The sequence below is a fragment of the Sporosarcina sp. FSL K6-6792 genome, assembly GCF_038004885.1.
GTDB classification, from domain to species: domain Bacteria; phylum Bacillota; class Bacilli; order Bacillales_A; family Planococcaceae; genus Sporosarcina; species Sporosarcina psychrophila.
Map to the genome: position 1 here is coordinate 3,983,601 of NZ_JBBOSA010000001.1, position 18,052 is coordinate 4,001,652.

The window sequence follows — 18,052 nt, forward strand, 5'->3', positions numbered from 1 at the left end:
GTTGAAATGACAATAAAGAAAAAAATAGTGATCAATTCACTTTTCATGCTTGGCCTATCAATTCTGATGATCGCGATTATTATTGTCAGAATGCTGGCGATTCAAAATACGAGTAATGATTACTTGAACGTGCTGTTAGCTGTTCATGACGTAAATGCAGAAACGAAAGCGTCAATGCAGAGTTTGAATACACTTGCTTATAACATGACGGACGCCAATAAAGACAATGTTCGTCAACAACTGGAGTCGACCGCTGAAAAATTCTCCGTTGCGGAAAGCCTTGTTAAGGAGAAAGAGCCGCGGACAATTCTTTTGAAGGCGCAAGAGAAATTTCATTTATTGAAAGAGCAAGCACTTGCAGCTGTTGAGGAAAATAACTCCGCGGAAATCAATCGACAATCGCTTCGCAACGTAGGGATTGTCAATGACATTTATATGGTAGATCTCTATACATCCGCACACTATGATTATTTACAAGAATCACTAGCTGCTAAAATTAAAGGCATCATTACATTCGCAATAATAGGTAGTGTATTTGTCATAATGGGGACAATGGTAATCATTATCCGACTGGCAAACGCAATTACAAATCCACTTAAGAAGCTGGCGATGAACGCCGAAGAAATTGCAGCGGGCAATTTGGTCGTCGAGCCGATTCAGTATGATAAAAAAGATGAACTCGGGCAATTGAATCACTCATTTACATCCATGACCAATCATCTGCGGACATTATTGCAATCCATTGACGGGGCAAGCCGAAAAGTGGATGACTACACAAAAGAGCTTGAGGTGGAAAATCGTTATCTTACCGAAGCGAGCAACCAGGTGACATTATCGACGGAAGAACTTGCAAAGGGAACCCAAAGCATCTCCGAGGACTTGCAAAATTCCGTAGAGCTCATAGAGCAGATGAATGAGGAATTCGAATTTAATGTCGACCGGGCAAGAAATTCGGCTGATTCTGCAGCTATGGCTAACGAGGCAATTGTGGAAGGGCGTCGCGCCATCAATGAACAGCGGGAACTGATCGATAGTAATAATGTCGCATCGGAATCGATTAAAGATGCGACTGAGCAATTTACGCACTATGCAATAAGAATCGAAGATATGGCCAAGGCGGTTTCTAACATTGCTTCGCAGACAAACTTACTTGCGCTAAATGCTGCAATAGAAGCTGCGCGTGCGGGGGAAGCGGGGAAAGGATTTGCAGTAGTTGCCTCGGAAGTAAGGAAACTAGCTGATGAATCTACAACCGCAACTGCACAGATATTCGATATGGTTAATCTAATCAAAGGCGGACTTGGCTCAATTTCTGAATCAGTTGGAAAAGGCGTTGAAATTGCCGAAGCGCAAGATGGCAATGTAACCCGAACACTCGATACATTTGCAAACATCGAAAATAGAATGAGAAATATTACGGAAGCGTTGACAGAGCTCGTTACAGGCGTGAATAATTCGAAGCAGTTCAATGTTACGGTGCTTGAGAATACCGAAAATATTAGTGCGGTTGTGGAACAAACGGCGGCAGGTAGTGAGGAGATTTCCGCTTCAGCAGAAGAGCAACTAGAGTCTATCGGGAAAGTAGTGGACAAGGTGACAGCCCTTCGCGAACTGACCGATGATTTGAACGCAACGATATCAAGATTTCGATTATAAAGTAAAAGACCGCGTCGCCTAGTAGTTGGCGACGCGGTCTTTTACTTATTCGTTAATCAATTCATTTTCTTTTAATAAAATCTCATCATAGCCCATCTTATGAGCAAGTTGGGTAATATGAGGCTGTTCAAGACGAGCAGTGTGGAGAATAGCCTCTTCTGAAAAAGCAATGCGAGTCGGGCCGTCGAACAACAACTGTCCATTACTCACTATAATCGTTCGACCAAATGTTTCAGCGACAAAATCCATATCATGCAAAATACAAAGCACAAGTTTACCTTGCGCATGCAACTCATGGATAATTTCTTTTAGCATCGCCTTACCGCTTGCATCTTGCCCCATTGTCGGTTCATCGAAAATAACGATATCTGTATCCATTGCAAGAATGGATGCAACAGCAATCATTTTTCGCTCGGCTAGACTTAAATCATATGGATTTTCTTCTGCTTTAGTTAATAGTCCAACGCGGTTAAGCATTTTTTCGGCATTCACACGTGCAATTTCAGGCGTTTGTCCAACATTGAGCGGCCCGAACATTACTTCATCCAAGACATTATTTTTGAAAATCTGGTCATTTGGATTTTGGAAAATGAGTCCGATAGTGCCCGCAAGTTTTGCCGCGGTTGTGTCTTTCGTATTCGAGCCATTTATGATGATTTCGCCAGCGTTTGGCTTTAATAAAGCTTTCAATAATTTGACGAAAGTGGTTTTTCCCGCACCGTTTTGTCCAATAATGGCTGTAGGTTCACCACTTAACATCACGCTAATTCCGCGCAATATTGGGGTATCCTTGTTATAGCTGAACTGTAGATCCTTTACGGAGATTTCAGGACTAGCCATTTTTGTTGAAGTTGAGGATTCGGTGACTGCTCGTATATCCCCACTCGTAATTCCACTTGCAGGCATTTCTTCGAGTGAAATCGGATAGAGGCCAGTCAACTCGTTTTTTAAATGAAGCGCTTTTGCGACTGAAGTATAAACAGGTGGTTCGACTCCGAAAGTCTGTAAATCATCACGTGAAAATATTTCAGCAGGCGGTCCAGAATCTATCAATTTACCTTCGTGCATGAGAAAAATACGATCGGAATAGGCGGCAAGTTTCTCCATTTTCTGCTCAACCATTAGTATCGTCATACCTTCTCTCGACAGTTTTTCAACGATGCGGAAAACTTCCTCAGAACCTTGAGGATCGAGCTGGGATGTCGGTTCGTCAAGTATTAAAATATCCGGTTTCATGGCGATAACACTGGCGATTGCGACACGTTGCATTTGCCCGCCAGATAAGGAGAACGGATTTTTATCCCGTAAAGCTTCGATATCGAGAAATTGCATACTTTCCTTAATACGCCTATGCATTTCGTCACGAGGGATGCCTAAGTTTTCGAGTCCGAAGGCGATTTCATCGTAAACCGTGAATTTTGCACCAGTCATTTGTGAAAATGGGTTTTCAAAAACGAGTCCAACTTTCGCTGTAATGTCGCTGATTTCATGTGCAAGCACGTCCATGTCGCCAATGAAAACATCCCCACCATACGCACCTTTGAAAAAATGGGGAACCAGGCCACTGAGTGCATAACATAGTGTCGTTTTTCCTGCAGTATTCATGCCGGCTATACCAACGAATTCTCCTTTTTTAACTGTGAATGAAATACCGTCAAGCGCGAAAGTATCGGTGTTCGGGTATTTATATTTTAGATTTTCGACACGGATACTGTTCATAAGGCAACCCTCCAGACGATAGCGGCGATTAATAGGATGACAAGTATAATTTTCAAGAGGAGACCGTATTTATAATGAAAGGATTCATTCAAAAATGTTTTTGTTCCTTTCGCATTGAAGCCGCGTATTTCAAGCGCAATAGACCTTTCACGCGTATCGTTTAATGAATTGAGAACAACTGGACCGAGAAGTGGGATAAATGACTTGATACGCGTAAGTAAATTCCCTTCTGTTTCCATTCCACGTGCCCGCTGAGCATCGGTAATTTTACTAGTCATTGCAATCATTTGCGGGATAATTTGTAAAACTGATAGAAAAACGTAGCCGATTTTAGGAGACATTCCCTTATCGATAAGTGATTCGACAAGGTCATCTGGTTTCGTCGTCAAAATGAGAACACCGAACGCACACACCATATTAATGATACGGAGGGTAAGTAGCAGTGCGAATGCGAATCCTTCCTTATAAATAGGAAGAGGTCCAATTTCAAAAAGAAGTGTAGCACGGTCGGGATGGAAGAAACCTTGAACAATGATGATAGAAACAATCAACAGCAGGCTGACACCAATAACCGGCAAAATGTACTTGAACACTTTGCCGGTAAGTAGAAGAAGAAGCGTAAATGCCAAGACACAGATGACGAATAAATGAGTCGGGAGGATATATGTCAATGCGATTGATATGAAGACGAATAAGAGCTTAGTAAGCGGATCGATGTTGTGGATGAACGAATCTTTATCTACATACAGTGTCATGTTTTTCACGGGAATCCTCCTAACAGTATAATCTAGTGTAAGCGGCCCAGTGAAGCAGGCCGCTTACATAGTCCTTAAAGACGTTCTATTTCCGAACGGTTGTCGTACATATGCGTCAAATTTTTAGGCAATCCTTTGAAGAGAAGGAAACTGATTAGAACCGTTGCCATTTTATCAGGCACGTCAACGACAATGCTGTCTGCGAATGATGCAAACCAAAGCGGCATGTCTTGTGCCATCATTGTTGCAAAAAGTGCATCACCCCATACATTCCCGGTTTGCCCACCCCAAAACATGATATTAAGCGGAGTTGAGACTGTGGCAGCGATTAAGCCGACGACAAGTCCGAGGACAAGTGCTTTTCCTACGTTTGCTATCCACCCTTTATACGCCATGATTCCCACGACAAGACCGATGACTGCCGATGTAATTGCATAGACGAATGAAATCGGATCGGCAGTGAAGCCGTAAATAATATTGTTCACAATCCCTGCAATGGCACCGATAATCGGACCTGCTAGCATACTAGCAAGCACTGTGCCAATTGAATCGAGCCATAGCGGCAATTTAAGCAGACCAGCAAACAACTTTCCAAGGTAGTTGATGCCGATAGCTGCTGGAATAAGGACGAGTGCGGCAGTCGTGAAGTTAAGCGACCACATGCTGTTTTTCTTCATGAATTAGTTCCCCCTTTTTTTATCGTATGAGGCATATGCCCAGAACGACACAATGTATAATGGTGTGTCTTGACAGGTGTCAATTCAATTATAACTTACATTTGGCTTAGGGAATAGATAGAATTTTCGATGGGATGAAAAAAGTCGAAGATTGTACAAGAAGAAGGACGAACTGTACGACACTAACGCAATGTAAAAAAACAGCTTCCCCACTAATAGGAAAGCTGTTAACTATCAATTAAGCTGATTAAAACGTTTGAAGCCTGTGAATTTGTCTTTCCAGTAAACTGAATCAATTGAAGAAACTTCAACTTTTTGCGTAGCGGCATGGATGAATTTACCTTCACCTAAATAAATTCCAGCGTGCGAAATGCCACTACGGTATGTATTTGCGAAAAACACCAAATCGCCCGGTATAGGCTTGTCCACATTAAAAGAATTGGTATGCATACCAATTGTATCTAGTCTTGGTATAGTAAGTCCTGCCTCGTTAAATACATAATAAATGAACCCGCTGCAATCGAAGCCTTCTTTAGTTGCGCCAGCCCAAACATACGGTGTATCCAAAAGTGGAAGTGAAACTTCGACGGCATTAAGTAATACCTTTTTAGAGGGAAGATTCAACTCTTTTGGCTTCACAGTTGTTGCAACGGCATTCTTCCATGAGTTAGTGGAAGAAGTCTCCTTTAGTACAGTGGTAACTTTCGTATTTGCTGTTTTTACTGGAGGTGAACTGACTACTCCAGATTTTTGACCAACCGCATTTTTTGCAGAAACGGCCAATTTTTGATTGGTTTTAATCGAATCGGAAGCAAGACTGTTTAGACTTTTAAGTTCGTCCACAGTTAATTTATGCTTTGTAGCAATTTGCCATAGCGTGTCACCGGGCTTGACGGTGTATGATTCAGTTGCTGCATCCGCGCTCCCGACTGAGATAAACGCCGCTAGGGCAAACGCTGCCAGCACCGAAAAAGCTCTCTTTTGCATCTATTTTCCCCTCTCCACGACAAACAGTTCTATATATGTATTCTATCTGATTAATAGAACTAGAACAATAGACTGTTAAATTACATTTGTGTTACAGGTAGATTACAAGAGTGTTGCGGGAGGATTGGAATTACAATATTATATATGTTGAAATAAAGTATTCCATTGAATTCTCTTCGGCGCTAGGGGATGCCTCCCCCCCTAAGCCAAGCAGCATTGCCGCCAGTCTTAGGGCTTCGGCTGCCCCTTGTAAGGCGCCTTCGCTTAGTTCATAGAGATATTCATTTGTCTAACATATACAGTAATGAAAGGGATATCTCCATAGGTGTCGAAACAGGAAATTTCTTATTATCTGGTTTAGTTAGTACTTGTGAATATTGCTAAACAGAGTTACACTTCAACTAACCAGTGGTCAAAAGGGGGGCGAGACGATGTCTTCTCATAAATCCGCATCTCAAGAGTTAACAAAAGAAATGATTGTACAACAAGCTCGTGCCTTGTTCATTGAAAAAGGTTTTCAAGATGTCTCTATGCGAAGCATCGCTAAGCAAGTCGGTTGCACGCATGGTGCACTTTATTACCATTTTAAAAATAAAGTAGAATTGTTTGATGCAATTGTAAAAGTCGATTTTTCTAGGCTGAATGATCTTTTGGAAGATACTGCTCAAGGTGCTGAAGAAGACTTGGTAAAGCTGAACAATGTATTTCTTCGCTTTATTGAATTTGGTTTGAACAATCAAAGTCAGTATGAATTCATGTTCGTAGCAAGATATGCTGAAGTGGATAGTCTGTCTCAGGAGGCCGCCTATGTTAGCTATCAAAAGTTTGCTGAGTCTGTACAAAATTTATCGAAGAAAAGGCTTGCTATGAAAGACGTATGGTCTGCATTTCTTGCGCTTCATGGTTTTGTTGTCCATCATCGTGGATTCGTTATCAATTTTGATGAAGCAAAAGTATCGGCTGAATCACATGTGGAATTTATTTTAAAAGGCTTATTTAACTAAGTGAATGCTCTACATCGTACATTGATATAGAGCATGACACTTTTTTTAATAATTATTGACCAGTGGTTAATAGAGGGGGAGGGAATGTGTATGAAGAAGGCATTAGTGTTAGGGGCATCAGGGGGAATGGGGTACGCATTGGTGAGGGAATTGGTTTCTCGAGGAGTCGATGTTGTCGCTTTTGCTAGAGGAAAAGAAAAGATGAAAGCACTTTTTGAGAAGGAGTCAAAGGTAACGATCTATGCTGGGGATGTATTAACAGAAGGTGAAGTATCTCAGGCGGCTCAAGGAGTGGATGTCATTTTTCACGCCATAAATTTTCCTTACCCGGTTTGGAATGTCACACATCTTATATGTATGGATATTTTGATTCGTATAGCGGAAGCGCAGCAAGCAAAAATTGCGCTAGTGGATAATATTTATGCATACGGGGCGCAACATAAAGAAAAAATTTCGGAAGATGCACAGAAAGAGCCACATACGAAAAAGGGGGAGATTCGTCTAGCGATGGAAGATAAATTGAAAGACAGTAATGTCCCTTCTTTAATTGTTCATTTTCCAGATTTTTATGGACCTTATGCAGAAAATACGATGCTTTACGAAACACTTAAGAATGTTGTTCGAAATAAGTCGGCGAATTTCGTTGGCGGCGTTCAGGTAGCGAGGGAATATCTATACACGTTCGATGGCGCGAAGGCAATGGTGGAGCTCGCACTGCGAGATGATGCTTACAATCAAAATTGGAATATCCCGGCAGTATATCCGATAACGGGCGGAGAAGTGATTAAGATGATACGTGAAGAAACGGGATACCAAAAATCGATTAGGACAGTATCAAAAACGATGATTCGTTTCCTAGGAATGTTTCAGCCGTTCATGAAAGAAATGGTGGAAATGATGTATTTAACAGAAACACCCGTTATATTAAGTGGTAAGAAATATGAAACTGAAATTGGTCCGGTGCCTACAACGCCATATCAAGAGGGAATAAAGGCAACGTTGAAATGGATGATGGAAAAAGATTCGAAGGTAAGTAGTATGCCTACAACGATAAATCGATAGATAGATTTAACGCTATATATAAACTGAGCGAAGGCGCCTTACAGGGTTAACCGGAGGTATCCCCGAGCGCCGTAGCGAATTCAGTGGGTATTCATTATTTCAACATACACAGTATATATTTGACACTACTTATTTGGGGTTAACTAGGTGGTATAACTCGCCAGTATAACGAACAAATCTAGCGACAAAGCGGTGTTGGAAAAAATCTATTTGTTAAGTGCCGACTATATAGCTGGGAATCACGTTAATGACACCCATCTAAAAAGCCTGCCCAGAAACAATCTTGACTGGGCAGGCAAATCTTATTTAGGTCCTTGATTATGATAATTTAAATCGATCGACGACTTCTTGCAGTTCTTGAGCAATTTTATTCATATGATTGGTCGATTCTGCGACGCGTTCAAGCTCACCCTGTTGCGCGGCGGCTGAGGCGCTGACTTGTTCAGCTGAAGCAGCAGTTTCTTCCGAAATAGCGGAGACACTCTGAATTGCCAACATCGCTTGGTCTTTATGTTCCATCATATCGGCGAGTTTAGTGGCTAACTCGTCTATTGAACCACCCATCTGTTCAGCAAGTTCCGCATTGCGGGTAAAGGAAGATTCTGTACTTGATACAGATTCGTTTTGGCCTTCCATCAATTGAATATTCGCTGTAATAATAGAAACAGTCTGCTGTGACTCTAGTAATATTTCTTGAACCGTTTGTTGAATAACATCTGTTTCTAAGCGAGACTGCTCGGCAAGTTTTCGTACTTCCTCCGCTACGACAGCGAAGCCTTTTCCATGCTCACCAGCACGTGCAGCTTCAATACTAGCATTGAGTGCAAGCAAATTCGTTTGTGCAGTGATGCCGTGAATCGATGCAATAACTTGATTTATTTCCGCTATTTTAGTGGTCAGTGTTTCAATTTGTTGCTGTACCTTTTCATTCATGTCGTTCGTAGCTTCATTATGTTCACGCAGTTTTTTTACTTCTGTCATTCCTTGTATAGTTGATTGACCTGTTTGTTTTGATAATACGTTCATGTCATTTGATAGAATAGCGAGTGAGTCCATTTGATCTGACAAATCTAAAATTCGGTGACTCGTTTCTTCCGTATCTTCCGACTGCTTAGAGGCCCCATGTGCAATTTCATCGGTTGCTAGAGATACTTCTTGACTAGATGCAACAATCTCCTCGAAAACGTGGTGGACGTGATTGGAAGACTTGTTTAATTGAGTGGAAGAATCCCAAACTGTATGAATGGCGTCATTTGTTTTACGAAGCATATTGTTATAAGCCATAGCTACAGCACCAATTTCATCGGGGTGGATATGTTTTTCGTCTATACTTCTCGTCAAGTCACCGGCTGCTGCTGTTTCGATTGAAGCGCGTAAATAAGCAAGTGGTTTTAATTGTTTGAAAATGAACCACAAGGTAGCTGCGGACATTAAAACAACCATGACAATTGCAGAAATGATTGTTAGAAGTAAGATTGTGTTATATGTTTCTAGTATTTTTGACTTTGGAACAACCGTCTGTACAGACCATGTATCTTTAATATTGTCTAACAGCATCGGGGCGAACGAGTTAAAGGCCTTTTCATTTAGTTGCTTTGAATCAGCATATAAAGTCGATACTTCTCCTTTTCCAAGCGTGTTCTTAATTGTGCTCCAATCATAAGAGTCTTGCACATTTACCCCGTTCAACTCTTCGCTAATACTGTTGGCAGTTAAATAACCTCCATCGGTAATAATGCTAGCATATCCACCATCCGGCTTGATTGTATTCACGAGTTCATTTAAAAAATCGATGGAAATATCTGTTGTAAGAACACCGAAAAAGGAACCTGAACTTGTAATTAGCGGTACGGAAATGGTGGTCATTAAGACGATTTCACCACCTGCACTGTACTCGTACGGTTCTGTCAAGACAGCTCGCTTTTCTTTTTTCGGTATTAAGTACCAATCTCCTTCGCCTTCTGTTTCATATTCGCTAAGAGCCTCCATAGTAATCTTGTCTCCATCCTTATACAAATAAGGAATAAAACGCTTCTCTGGATCTATTAAATCTTTACTAACAGACTCTTCAATAGGAATAGATCCGCTTTCAAATATAGCAGCCATTCCAGAAGCATCAGTGTTGTTCTTTAAATTATTCTCTATGACAGTTATGGCTTCGTCCGCAGTTAAATTACCTTGTGCCTGCAGTGTTTCAAATATGTGTTTCGTTGTGTGGAGCATGTCATTCGTTTTCTTAAATCGGTCGCTCATTTTAGCAGCATATAGTTCAGTGTTATCAATTGCAGAACTCTCCGCGTCGTTGGTACTTTGATTATGCAAAATGGTACTTGTAACGACTGTATATGAGATAAATAATACTAAAAAGAGCGTAATAATAAGTGCTGAAAGTTTCCACGCAATGCTTTTCGATTTTTTCATATAAAAGTTGCACCTTCTTTCGAATTTTCTTTCATTTTACATCAATATACCTAATTCGACAATGGGCTCCCTTTATCTGAAGTGGGAAGTATTACTCATAGTTGGCTTCAAACGTGTTCATTTCAATTAATTATGGGGAATCAAAAAACGACTCCCACATTTAATGAGAGCCGCTTTCTTCTATTAAAACGAATACTGTTTTAATAAACCTTCTAATTTTAACGCAAGACCCATATTTCCTTTAACTTTGAGTTTACCCATCATAAAGGCAGCGGTCGAATTCAAGTTGCCAGCAAGTAGTTTCTTGAAATCTTTTACACTCATAGTTAACGCACAATCAACTTCACCGGGATCTCCGGTGATTGTCACGGCTTTGCCATCTGCTAACGATAAGCCATATAAACCGCCATCTTCACCAGATAAATTGAATGAATAGGTCACAGTCATTCCTTTAATTGGACCTGGTTCCCCGTTCAATTTCTCGTCAATTTTAAGCCAAATAGTTGTCATTGTCATGTCTTCAAAATTCATCGTCATTGGAAAACCCTCCATAATACTGAATGTTCATTCAGTATAGCTGAAATAGGAGGTAAAAGCATGAACTTTCTGAGAACTAAATCCGTTTCTTAAACAACGGGCTTAGAATCACACCAATAAGTGCTCCGACAATCGCTGGTACAAGCCAACCAATCTGCTGTTCATAGAGTGGGAGATGGGCAAGTACATCATTGACAGGCTTAATGTCGATTCCGGCTCCTTTTAAGCCGTCAAAGATACTAACAAAAGCAGTTGCCAGTAGCGCCAGGATATAGACAATTGGCTTTCTACCAAACGATTTGTCGATGAATGACATAAGCATCAGAACAATTGCGAGTGGATAGATTGTGAGCAAAACCGGTATTGAAATAGAAATAAGTTGTGTCAATCCAACGTTTGCAATAATTGCACTGAATCCCGCGAAAATGAAGACATATGTCTTGTATGAATTACGCGGAAATACATGTTCGAAATACTGTGCACATGCTGAAACGAGACCAATCGATGTTGTCAGACAAGCAAAAATAATTGTCATTGCCAGGATCATCGTTCCGTATGGTCCGTATAAGACGGTAGATGCGAGTGCGAGAACCGCACCTCCGTTGTCTTGTATCCCGATAACATCGACGCTTGTCGCTCCAATATACCCAAGTGAAATGTAAACGAGCGCTAATCCAGTAGCTGCGACAACACCAGCGAAAACCATTGCTTTCATGACAGCACTTCTTTCTGTCACGCCTTCTGCTTTAAGCGCATTAATAACGACGATGCCGAATACAAGTGCCGCAATGACATCCATCGTTAAATACCCTTCAACAAAGCTACGGAAAAAGGCATTGTTTGCAAAATCACCTTGTGCTTGTCCAGTTTCTCCCATAGGTGACACAATACTCTTCACAGCAAGGGCCCCAATAACTAAAAATAAGACAGGAGTCAACACTTTCCCTATGCGATCGACAAGTTTCGCAGGATTTAGAGCGAGAGCGACCGTAATAGTAAAGAAGACGATCGTAAACAACGCAAGTGGCCAGTTTGAGCCAGAAATGCTATCAGGCAAAAATGGGACGACCCCAATTTCATATGAGACAGTAGCTGTTCGTGGAATGCCGAAAAATGGACCAATTGCCATATAGACAATCATCGTGAAAATAACTCCGAAATAAGGATTGACGCGACTCGCAATGGTTTCTAATCCGCCTCCAGCATTTGCAATTGCTAGAACTGCAATAAGAGGCAACCCGACTCCTGTGATTAGGAATCCAATCATCGCGATGAAAAGTTCATCCCCTGCCATTTGCCCAAGAAGCGGTGGGAAAATAATATTACCAGCACCGAGGAACAAAGCAAAGAGCATAAGCCCAATCACGAAATTTTTCTGTATAGACAAGTAAACTGCAACTCCTTGAAAGAATTATGTGAAAAACTCACCACCTTTCATTATAGCCGAAAAGAAGAGGAATTGTCTAACAAATTCAATAGTTCGATGGGTAGAGAATGATTCAAATAGTAATTCGAATGAAAGTAGTTCTATTTATCTAGAATTCTACATAAAACATGCTATAATTATGATAATAGTTTCTTTTTCGACAAATAGTGCACTTTTTACCGTTTTATGTAAATTTATTTGTGATATAGAAACAAAAAAATAGGGGGATTGGGAAATGAAAACAATACGTGCAAAAATATGGGCAGGTTTCGGAGTGGTCGTAATACTTGCAACTATCTTAGGGCTAAATGGTGCCACGGGAATTAAGAATCTTGTTAAGAATTCGGAAGATATTACGAACAAACAGTTGCCGATGCTCATTACTGATTCAAGGCTTGCTTTCAACATAGCAGAGCGTGTGGCTTTGTCGCGGGGGTATATCTTGTACGGAGATAATAAGTATATCGAAGAATTTAATCATTTAACGGAAGAAAGTGCGGTACTCCAAGAAGAGCTCGAACAGATATCAGAATCCGAGAATGTGAAGCGGTTGATAGCTAGCAGTATCGAGTGGCGCAAAGTTTTGACAGACCAAGTGTTTCCGGCAGTCAAAGCTGGGAGACAGGTTGAAGCGGAACGCCTAGATCGTGAAATTGCAGAGCCGCTTGCCGATGAAATAGTGAATGAGTTCAATGCGCTTGCTGTGTCGAGACAAGACAAAATAGTAGCTGATGGAATGAAAAATGTGGAAAAAGGAAAAAAAACACAAGTAACAAACTTTACCATAGCAATTGTCGTTATTTTTCTTGCCATCCTTATTAGTTTTTACGTAGCACGAAGCATTTCTAGACCAGTCGTTGCGGTTTCACAGAGGATGGAACGGATGGCAGAAGGGATTTTAAACGATCCTCCCCTTGAGACGAAACTGAAAGACGAAGTTGGACAACAAATTCATTCTATCAATAAAATGAGGGATGAAATGCAACGTATTTTGGCTGATAGCCTGACGATTTCCCGTCAAGTGAATAGTAGAAGTACGGAATTATCCGAAACATCGGGAATCGTAAGTGACTCAACGAGCCAAATCGCGGCAACGATGGAACAACTTGCAGCGGGATCAGAAGCGCAGGCGAATACAGCCTCGAATATGGCTGAAATGGTCGGAACCTTTTTTGAAGATGTCCAACATGCCAACGAAGCAGGAGGACAAGTTGTCGAATCCTCAAGAGCTATTTTACAGCGGACAGTAAGCGGAAATGAAATGATGGAAAGTTCCGTTGAACAAATGAATGAAATTTACGGAGTAGTTAATAAGTCAGTTGAAACCATTAAACAGTTAGATAATCAGACGAAGGAAATCTCGTCACTTGTCACTGTCATTAGTGAAATCGCAGCACAAACGAATCTACTTGCGCTTAATGCGGCAATTGAAGCCGCGCGGGCAGGCGAGCACGGGAAGGGTTTTGCAGTCGTGGCGGATGAAGTGAAGAAGCTTGCTGAACAAGTTGCGAATTCTGTAAGTGAAATTACGACAATTGTTGACACGGTTCAAATAGGGTCGTCTAGTGCAGTAAAAGCACTTGAAAGCGGCTACCAAAGTGTTGCTGATGGAAAGCAGAAAGTACTTGATACAGGCGTTGTTTTTGAGGAAATCTCAAAACTTGTTACTGAAATGAATACACTGACGAACGTGATGTCGGCAGATCTAGATCACCTGGAGGAGATAGGTGGTAAATTGACGGAAGGTGTGACTGAAGTTGCGTCAATTGCCGAAGAATCTGCCGCAGGTGTTCAGGAAACGACTGCATCTGCCGAACAGACATCGTTCCAAGTTGAAGCAATGAGAGAGGCCGCAGATGAGTTATCGAGTCTTTCTGAAGCGTTAGAAACGTCTGTGAGCCGATTTGCAATCGAAGAACGTAAAGACTCGTAAGGAACTGTTATTTTATGGGATACACTCCTTTAATTATGCGTGAAATATGTGAATTCGCGATTAATTATAACCGAAGTCATAAAATGTTTACGACCTGGTCCTATACGTGTAAAATGAGGATTGGCAAGTATAATCAGGGGGTAATACAATGGAACAAGTGCAATTTATGCGTAATCTAATTATCGAAACACCATCAGTGCCGGGCAACTTCGCGAAAGTTGCGTTAGCTATCGGACAATTAAATGGAGATATTGGTGATATCCAAACTATAAAAGTAGGTACATTATCTACGATTCGTGATATTTCAATTCAATGTACAAGTGAAGAGCACTTGTTGCAAATTGTTGAAGCGGTTAATCAAATCGGCGACGGAATTAGTGTTCACGCTATAACGGATGATGTATTGCAAGCACATGAAGGCGGCAAGATTCATATGAAAGGCCGTATGGAAATTCGTTCTTTAGGTGATTTGCGACGTGTCTATACACCAGGCGTTGCGAACGTCTGTGAACTTATCAAGAATGATCCGGAACAGGCGAAATACTTCACGGGAATCTCAAACACGGTCGCAATTGTGACAGATGGCACAGCGATTCTGGGTCTTGGAAATATCGGACCTGTCGCGGGAATGCCTGTAATGGAAGGAAAAGCTGTGTTATTTGATCAATTCGCTGGGATAAGTGGTATTCCTATCTTGCTTAACACGAGTGATCCAGATGAAGTTGTAGAAACAATTAAACATATTCAGCAAGGGTTTGGCGGAATATTGTTGGAGGATATCGGATCTCCACACTGTTTCGAAATTGAAGAGCGGTTGAAAGCGGAGTTGTCGATTCCAGTTATGCACGATGATCAGCATGGTACAGCAGTTGTCACGTTGGCATCTGTAATTTCAGCTTGTCAACAGACAGATGTTTTGCTAACGGAAGCGGTTGTGGGGCAAATTGGTCTTGGTGCAGCTGGTCTAGCAATTAGCCGTATGCTTATGAAGTATGGTGTGAAGGAAATGCGTGGTATTGACCGTAATGAAGTCGCACGTCAGAGGCTTGCTGATCATGGCGGCACAGTCATTGATTCGCTTGAAGAACTGATGGCGACATGTGACATTATCGTAGCCACAACGGGCGTTGCAGGACTTATCAAACCAGAAATGGTACGAAAAGGGCAAATTATCTTGGCTTTGTCCAATCCAAACGCTGAAATTACACCGGAAGACGCACTTGCAGCGGGCGCGGCATTTGCGGCAGATGGCCGTCTCGTTAATAATATCTTAGGCTTCCCAGGTATTTTCCGCGGTGCCCTAAATGCACATGCGAAGGAAATTACTTATCCGATGCTAATCGCAGCTGCACTTGCAATTGTCGACAGCACGAAACCGGGCGATCTTGTCCCACATCCACTTGATCCAAACGTCCATCTCAATGTAGCAGCTGCGGTTGAACGAGTTGCGAATAACTTATAATTGATAAAGGCCTCTTACCTGGGGAAATAAACCAGGTAAGAGGCTTTTTATATGGAGAAGAGTAGATTATGGATTGCTACGATGGTTTTACTGGGAGTGTCCAACCAATCCGCTAAAGTGTCCAACAAATAGGGAATTGTCCAACCAACCCCCTCCAACCATCAATTCCAACAAAATGAAAACAGCCCAGATTTCACGGACAATACCCGGAAATCAGAGCTGCTTCATAATTCAATTATCTACCAATCAGCCAATCAAATGGCGGCGAACCTGGTGGTGAGTGTTTCAGTATATCAATGACTGGAATTGTGTAAGCGAACAGAATCAGTGCAATTGTAATCCCGACCCATAGATACCAGTTTTCAAGAATTTTAGGTGTAGGCTCTGCATCGTCTTCCTCTACGGCAATCGGATATTCTTGAACGCCGCGTGGTGCGAAGAATGTCAGTTGGATGAAAATATAGACCATTAAGAGAATGCCGATGAACAAAATCGTTCCTCCAACAGCTTGTGCAATCTGGTAATTGATCCACGTAGCGACTTGTTCACCGCCTGCATATTCGGAGAAGCTTGAACGACGCGGTCCGCCAAGTAATCCTTGAATATGCATAGCACCTGACATAATTGTCATACCAATTGTCCAAATAAACGTTTGAATAATCCCGAGTCTATTCAATCTCGGAGTCAGTCGTCGACCCGTTAAATGCGGTACAAGCCAATACGTAATCCCGAAAAATGTTAGAACGACTGTTGTTGCAGCAGTTAAATGGAAGTGACCTGTAATCCAAATTGTATTATGGACGAGCGCATTCATTTGGTGAGATGCGTTAACGATACCGCCCACGCCACCCGGAATGAATGCAGCCATACCGATGAATGGTGCTAGGAAACGTACATCTTTCCATGGAAGCTTTTTGAACCAACCAAATAAGCTCTTATAGCCTTTTCGTCGGCCTGTTGTTTCAAATGAAGCGAAAATCGAGAATGCTGTCATTAATGACGGAATAACAACCATGAATGTCAGCACAACTTGAATGAATTTCCAAGTAGGGTCAATACCCGGTTCTGTCAACTGGTGATGGAACCCGACCGGAATCGAGAACATTAGTAATAGAATGAAAGCCATTCTAGCAAGTGCATCACTGAATAATTTTCCGCCGATGATCTTTGGAATAACAATATACCACGCCATATAAGCTGGAAGTAACCAGAAATAAACGAGTGGATGTCCGAAATACCAAAATAACGTACGGCTTAGTAAAACATTGATTGTTTCAGCATAGCCAAGTGACCAAGGGATGAACAGCACTAGGACAGATGTTGCTACGCCGATTGTAGCGATGAACCACATAAGCATATTGATAATAACCATAAATGCAGGTAATGGTGATTTTTCACCTTTATGTGCTTTCTTCCATACGTAAAGCTGACGGAAGTTAACGAAGGCAGCAATCCAGCTACCGATAATAACGAGTGCTAAACCGAAATAAAATGCCGGGTGAGCTCGTAGTGGTGCATAGAATGTGTATAATACTGAAGCTTCGCCTACAAGAATCGTAATTGCAGCCATGATGGTTCCGATCAGCATTACCCAGAAGGACAGCCATGCGACTTTCAACTGTTTATCCGAAATCCCAACCGTTTTCCCCATAAGTGAAAACTGGAAACCGATAATGAAAAAGGTTGTTAAGACGAGTCCAAGAATGACACCGTGAACAGTCAGGATTGTATAATAATCAATATTAAACGGTAATTTGAAATTCCCAGAGCGGACAAAAGTCTGCAATAAACCCATCAGACCTCCGACAAAAAGCGAGATATAAGTAACCCACATGAATGCCATATATAATCTGGATTCTTTTTTAGAAAGCGGTAATTGAACCTTAGTCATTATTCATACACCTCCACTGTTCCGTACATCTGGTGGTGACCGATGCCGCAGTATTCGTTGCAGACAATCGTGAATTCGCCTGCATTTTTCATGACAGTCTCGTAACGGCTTATGTGGCCAGGTTCAACCATCATGTTGACGTTTGTTCCAGCTACTTGGAAGCCATGGACAACATCTTTTGTTGTGATTTGATAAAGAACGGTGGAACCTTTTGGCACGCGAATCGTTTTAATAGCAGTACCTTCCGTGTCTTTACCGAAATCATAGTTGAACGCAGAAGCAACGATGTTGACGATATATTTGCCGTCAGCTACTTCACGAATGCCAAGATTTTCAGGCTTGAATGCGTCATGTGCTTCAACATTTTGTGGATCGATTGTTTCAATATGGCTCTGCGGATGCGTCCCTTTCCAGAAAGCAGCGAAGCCGATAATTAGTAGGAATAGGACGAGTGAAGCCATTCCGAAAACAAGCCATATCTTTTCATATTTGTGCAAATGCATAAGTAACCCTCCTGATATA

14 protein-coding genes are annotated in these 18,052 nt (G+C 41.6%); 5 read left to right on the forward strand and 9 right to left on the reverse strand.

Annotation, left to right across the window (positions count from 1 at the left end; translation table 11 throughout):
* The first annotated feature begins 6 nt into the window (after nucleotides 1–6).
* The gene (locus MKZ26_RS19110) at nucleotides 7–1,656 is read left to right on the forward strand and encodes a methyl-accepting chemotaxis protein (protein ID WP_340767202.1); all 1,650 of its coding nucleotides are present in this window, start codon (nucleotides 7–9) and stop codon (nucleotides 1,654–1,656) included.
* A gap of 45 nt (nucleotides 1,657–1,701) precedes the next feature.
* On the opposite strand, the gene MKZ26_RS19115 is transcribed toward MKZ26_RS19110, so the two are convergent.
* From MKZ26_RS19115 to MKZ26_RS19130, 4 genes are all read right to left on the reverse strand, one after another.
* On the reverse strand, nucleotides 1,702–3,375 hold the full coding sequence (locus MKZ26_RS19115; RefSeq protein WP_340767203.1) for an ABC transporter ATP-binding protein: 1,674 nt from the start codon (nucleotides 3,373–3,375) through the stop codon (nucleotides 1,702–1,704).
* Nucleotides 3,372–4,130, reverse strand: coding sequence for an energy-coupling factor transporter transmembrane component T family protein (locus MKZ26_RS19120; RefSeq protein WP_340767692.1), 759 nt, complete (start codon nucleotides 4,128–4,130; stop codon nucleotides 3,372–3,374). Before MKZ26_RS19120 ends, MKZ26_RS19115 begins: the two co-directional genes overlap by 4 nt.
* Before the next feature lie 74 nt (nucleotides 4,131–4,204).
* Entirely contained in the window at nucleotides 4,205–4,807 is a 603-nt protein-coding gene (locus MKZ26_RS19125; protein WP_067212160.1) for an ECF transporter S component, read from the reverse strand.
* Between the two features lie 234 nt (nucleotides 4,808–5,041).
* Entirely contained in the window at nucleotides 5,042–5,794 is a 753-nt protein-coding gene (locus MKZ26_RS19130; RefSeq protein ID WP_338655446.1) for a C40 family peptidase, read from the reverse strand.
* A 431-nt stretch (nucleotides 5,795–6,225) separates the two neighbouring features.
* Between MKZ26_RS19130 and MKZ26_RS19135 the strand changes: the two genes are divergently transcribed.
* Entirely contained in the window at nucleotides 6,226–6,798 is a 573-nt protein-coding gene (locus MKZ26_RS19135) for a TetR/AcrR family transcriptional regulator (protein WP_067212153.1), read from the forward strand.
* A 90-nt stretch (nucleotides 6,799–6,888) separates the two neighbouring features.
* On the forward strand, nucleotides 6,889–7,860 hold the full coding sequence (locus tag MKZ26_RS19140) for an SDR family NAD(P)-dependent oxidoreductase (protein ID WP_340767204.1): 972 nt from the start codon (nucleotides 6,889–6,891) through the stop codon (nucleotides 7,858–7,860).
* Between the two features lie 318 nt (nucleotides 7,861–8,178).
* Here the strand turns inward: MKZ26_RS19140 and MKZ26_RS19145 are convergent, their stop codons facing one another.
* The 3 genes from MKZ26_RS19145 to brnQ all read right to left on the reverse strand — a co-directional run bounded on the left by MKZ26_RS19145 (nucleotide 8,179) and on the right by brnQ (nucleotide 12,205).
* Nucleotides 8,179–10,281 (reverse strand): methyl-accepting chemotaxis protein, encoded by a 2,103-nt coding sequence (locus MKZ26_RS19145; RefSeq protein ID WP_340767205.1) that lies wholly within the window; start codon nucleotides 10,279–10,281, stop codon nucleotides 8,179–8,181.
* A 183-nt stretch (nucleotides 10,282–10,464) separates the two neighbouring features.
* On the reverse strand, nucleotides 10,465–10,818 hold the full coding sequence (locus MKZ26_RS19150; protein ID WP_340767206.1) for an SCP2 sterol-binding domain-containing protein: 354 nt from the start codon (nucleotides 10,816–10,818) through the stop codon (nucleotides 10,465–10,467).
* 76 nt (nucleotides 10,819–10,894) lie between these two features.
* On the reverse strand, nucleotides 10,895–12,205 hold the full coding sequence (gene brnQ, locus MKZ26_RS19155; RefSeq protein WP_340767207.1) for a branched-chain amino acid transport system II carrier protein: 1,311 nt from the start codon (nucleotides 12,203–12,205) through the stop codon (nucleotides 10,895–10,897).
* A gap of 274 nt (nucleotides 12,206–12,479) precedes the next feature.
* Between brnQ and MKZ26_RS19160 the strand changes: the two genes are divergently transcribed.
* Both MKZ26_RS19160 and MKZ26_RS19165 read left to right on the forward strand, forming a co-directional pair.
* Nucleotides 12,480–14,177 carry a methyl-accepting chemotaxis protein gene (locus MKZ26_RS19160; RefSeq protein ID WP_340767208.1) on the forward strand — a complete coding sequence of 566 codons (1,698 nt, stop codon included), beginning with the start codon at nucleotides 12,480–12,482 and terminating at the stop codon, nucleotides 14,175–14,177.
* 148 nt (nucleotides 14,178–14,325) lie between these two features.
* A complete protein-coding gene (locus tag MKZ26_RS19165) occupies nucleotides 14,326–15,639 on the forward strand; it encodes an NAD-dependent malic enzyme (protein WP_067212146.1) in 1,314 nt (437 codons plus the stop codon).
* A gap of 235 nt (nucleotides 15,640–15,874) precedes the next feature.
* On the opposite strand, the gene MKZ26_RS19170 is transcribed toward MKZ26_RS19165, so the two are convergent.
* A complete protein-coding gene (locus MKZ26_RS19170) occupies nucleotides 15,875–17,530 on the reverse strand; it encodes a b(o/a)3-type cytochrome-c oxidase subunit 1 (protein ID WP_340767209.1) in 1,656 nt (551 codons plus the stop codon).
* Nucleotides 17,530–18,033, reverse strand: a complete 504-nt coding sequence (locus MKZ26_RS19175) for a cytochrome c oxidase subunit II (protein WP_067212141.1) — start codon at nucleotides 18,031–18,033, stop codon at nucleotides 17,530–17,532. Before MKZ26_RS19175 ends, MKZ26_RS19170 begins: the two co-directional genes overlap by 1 nt.
* Nucleotides 18,034–18,052: the final 19 nt, after the last annotated feature.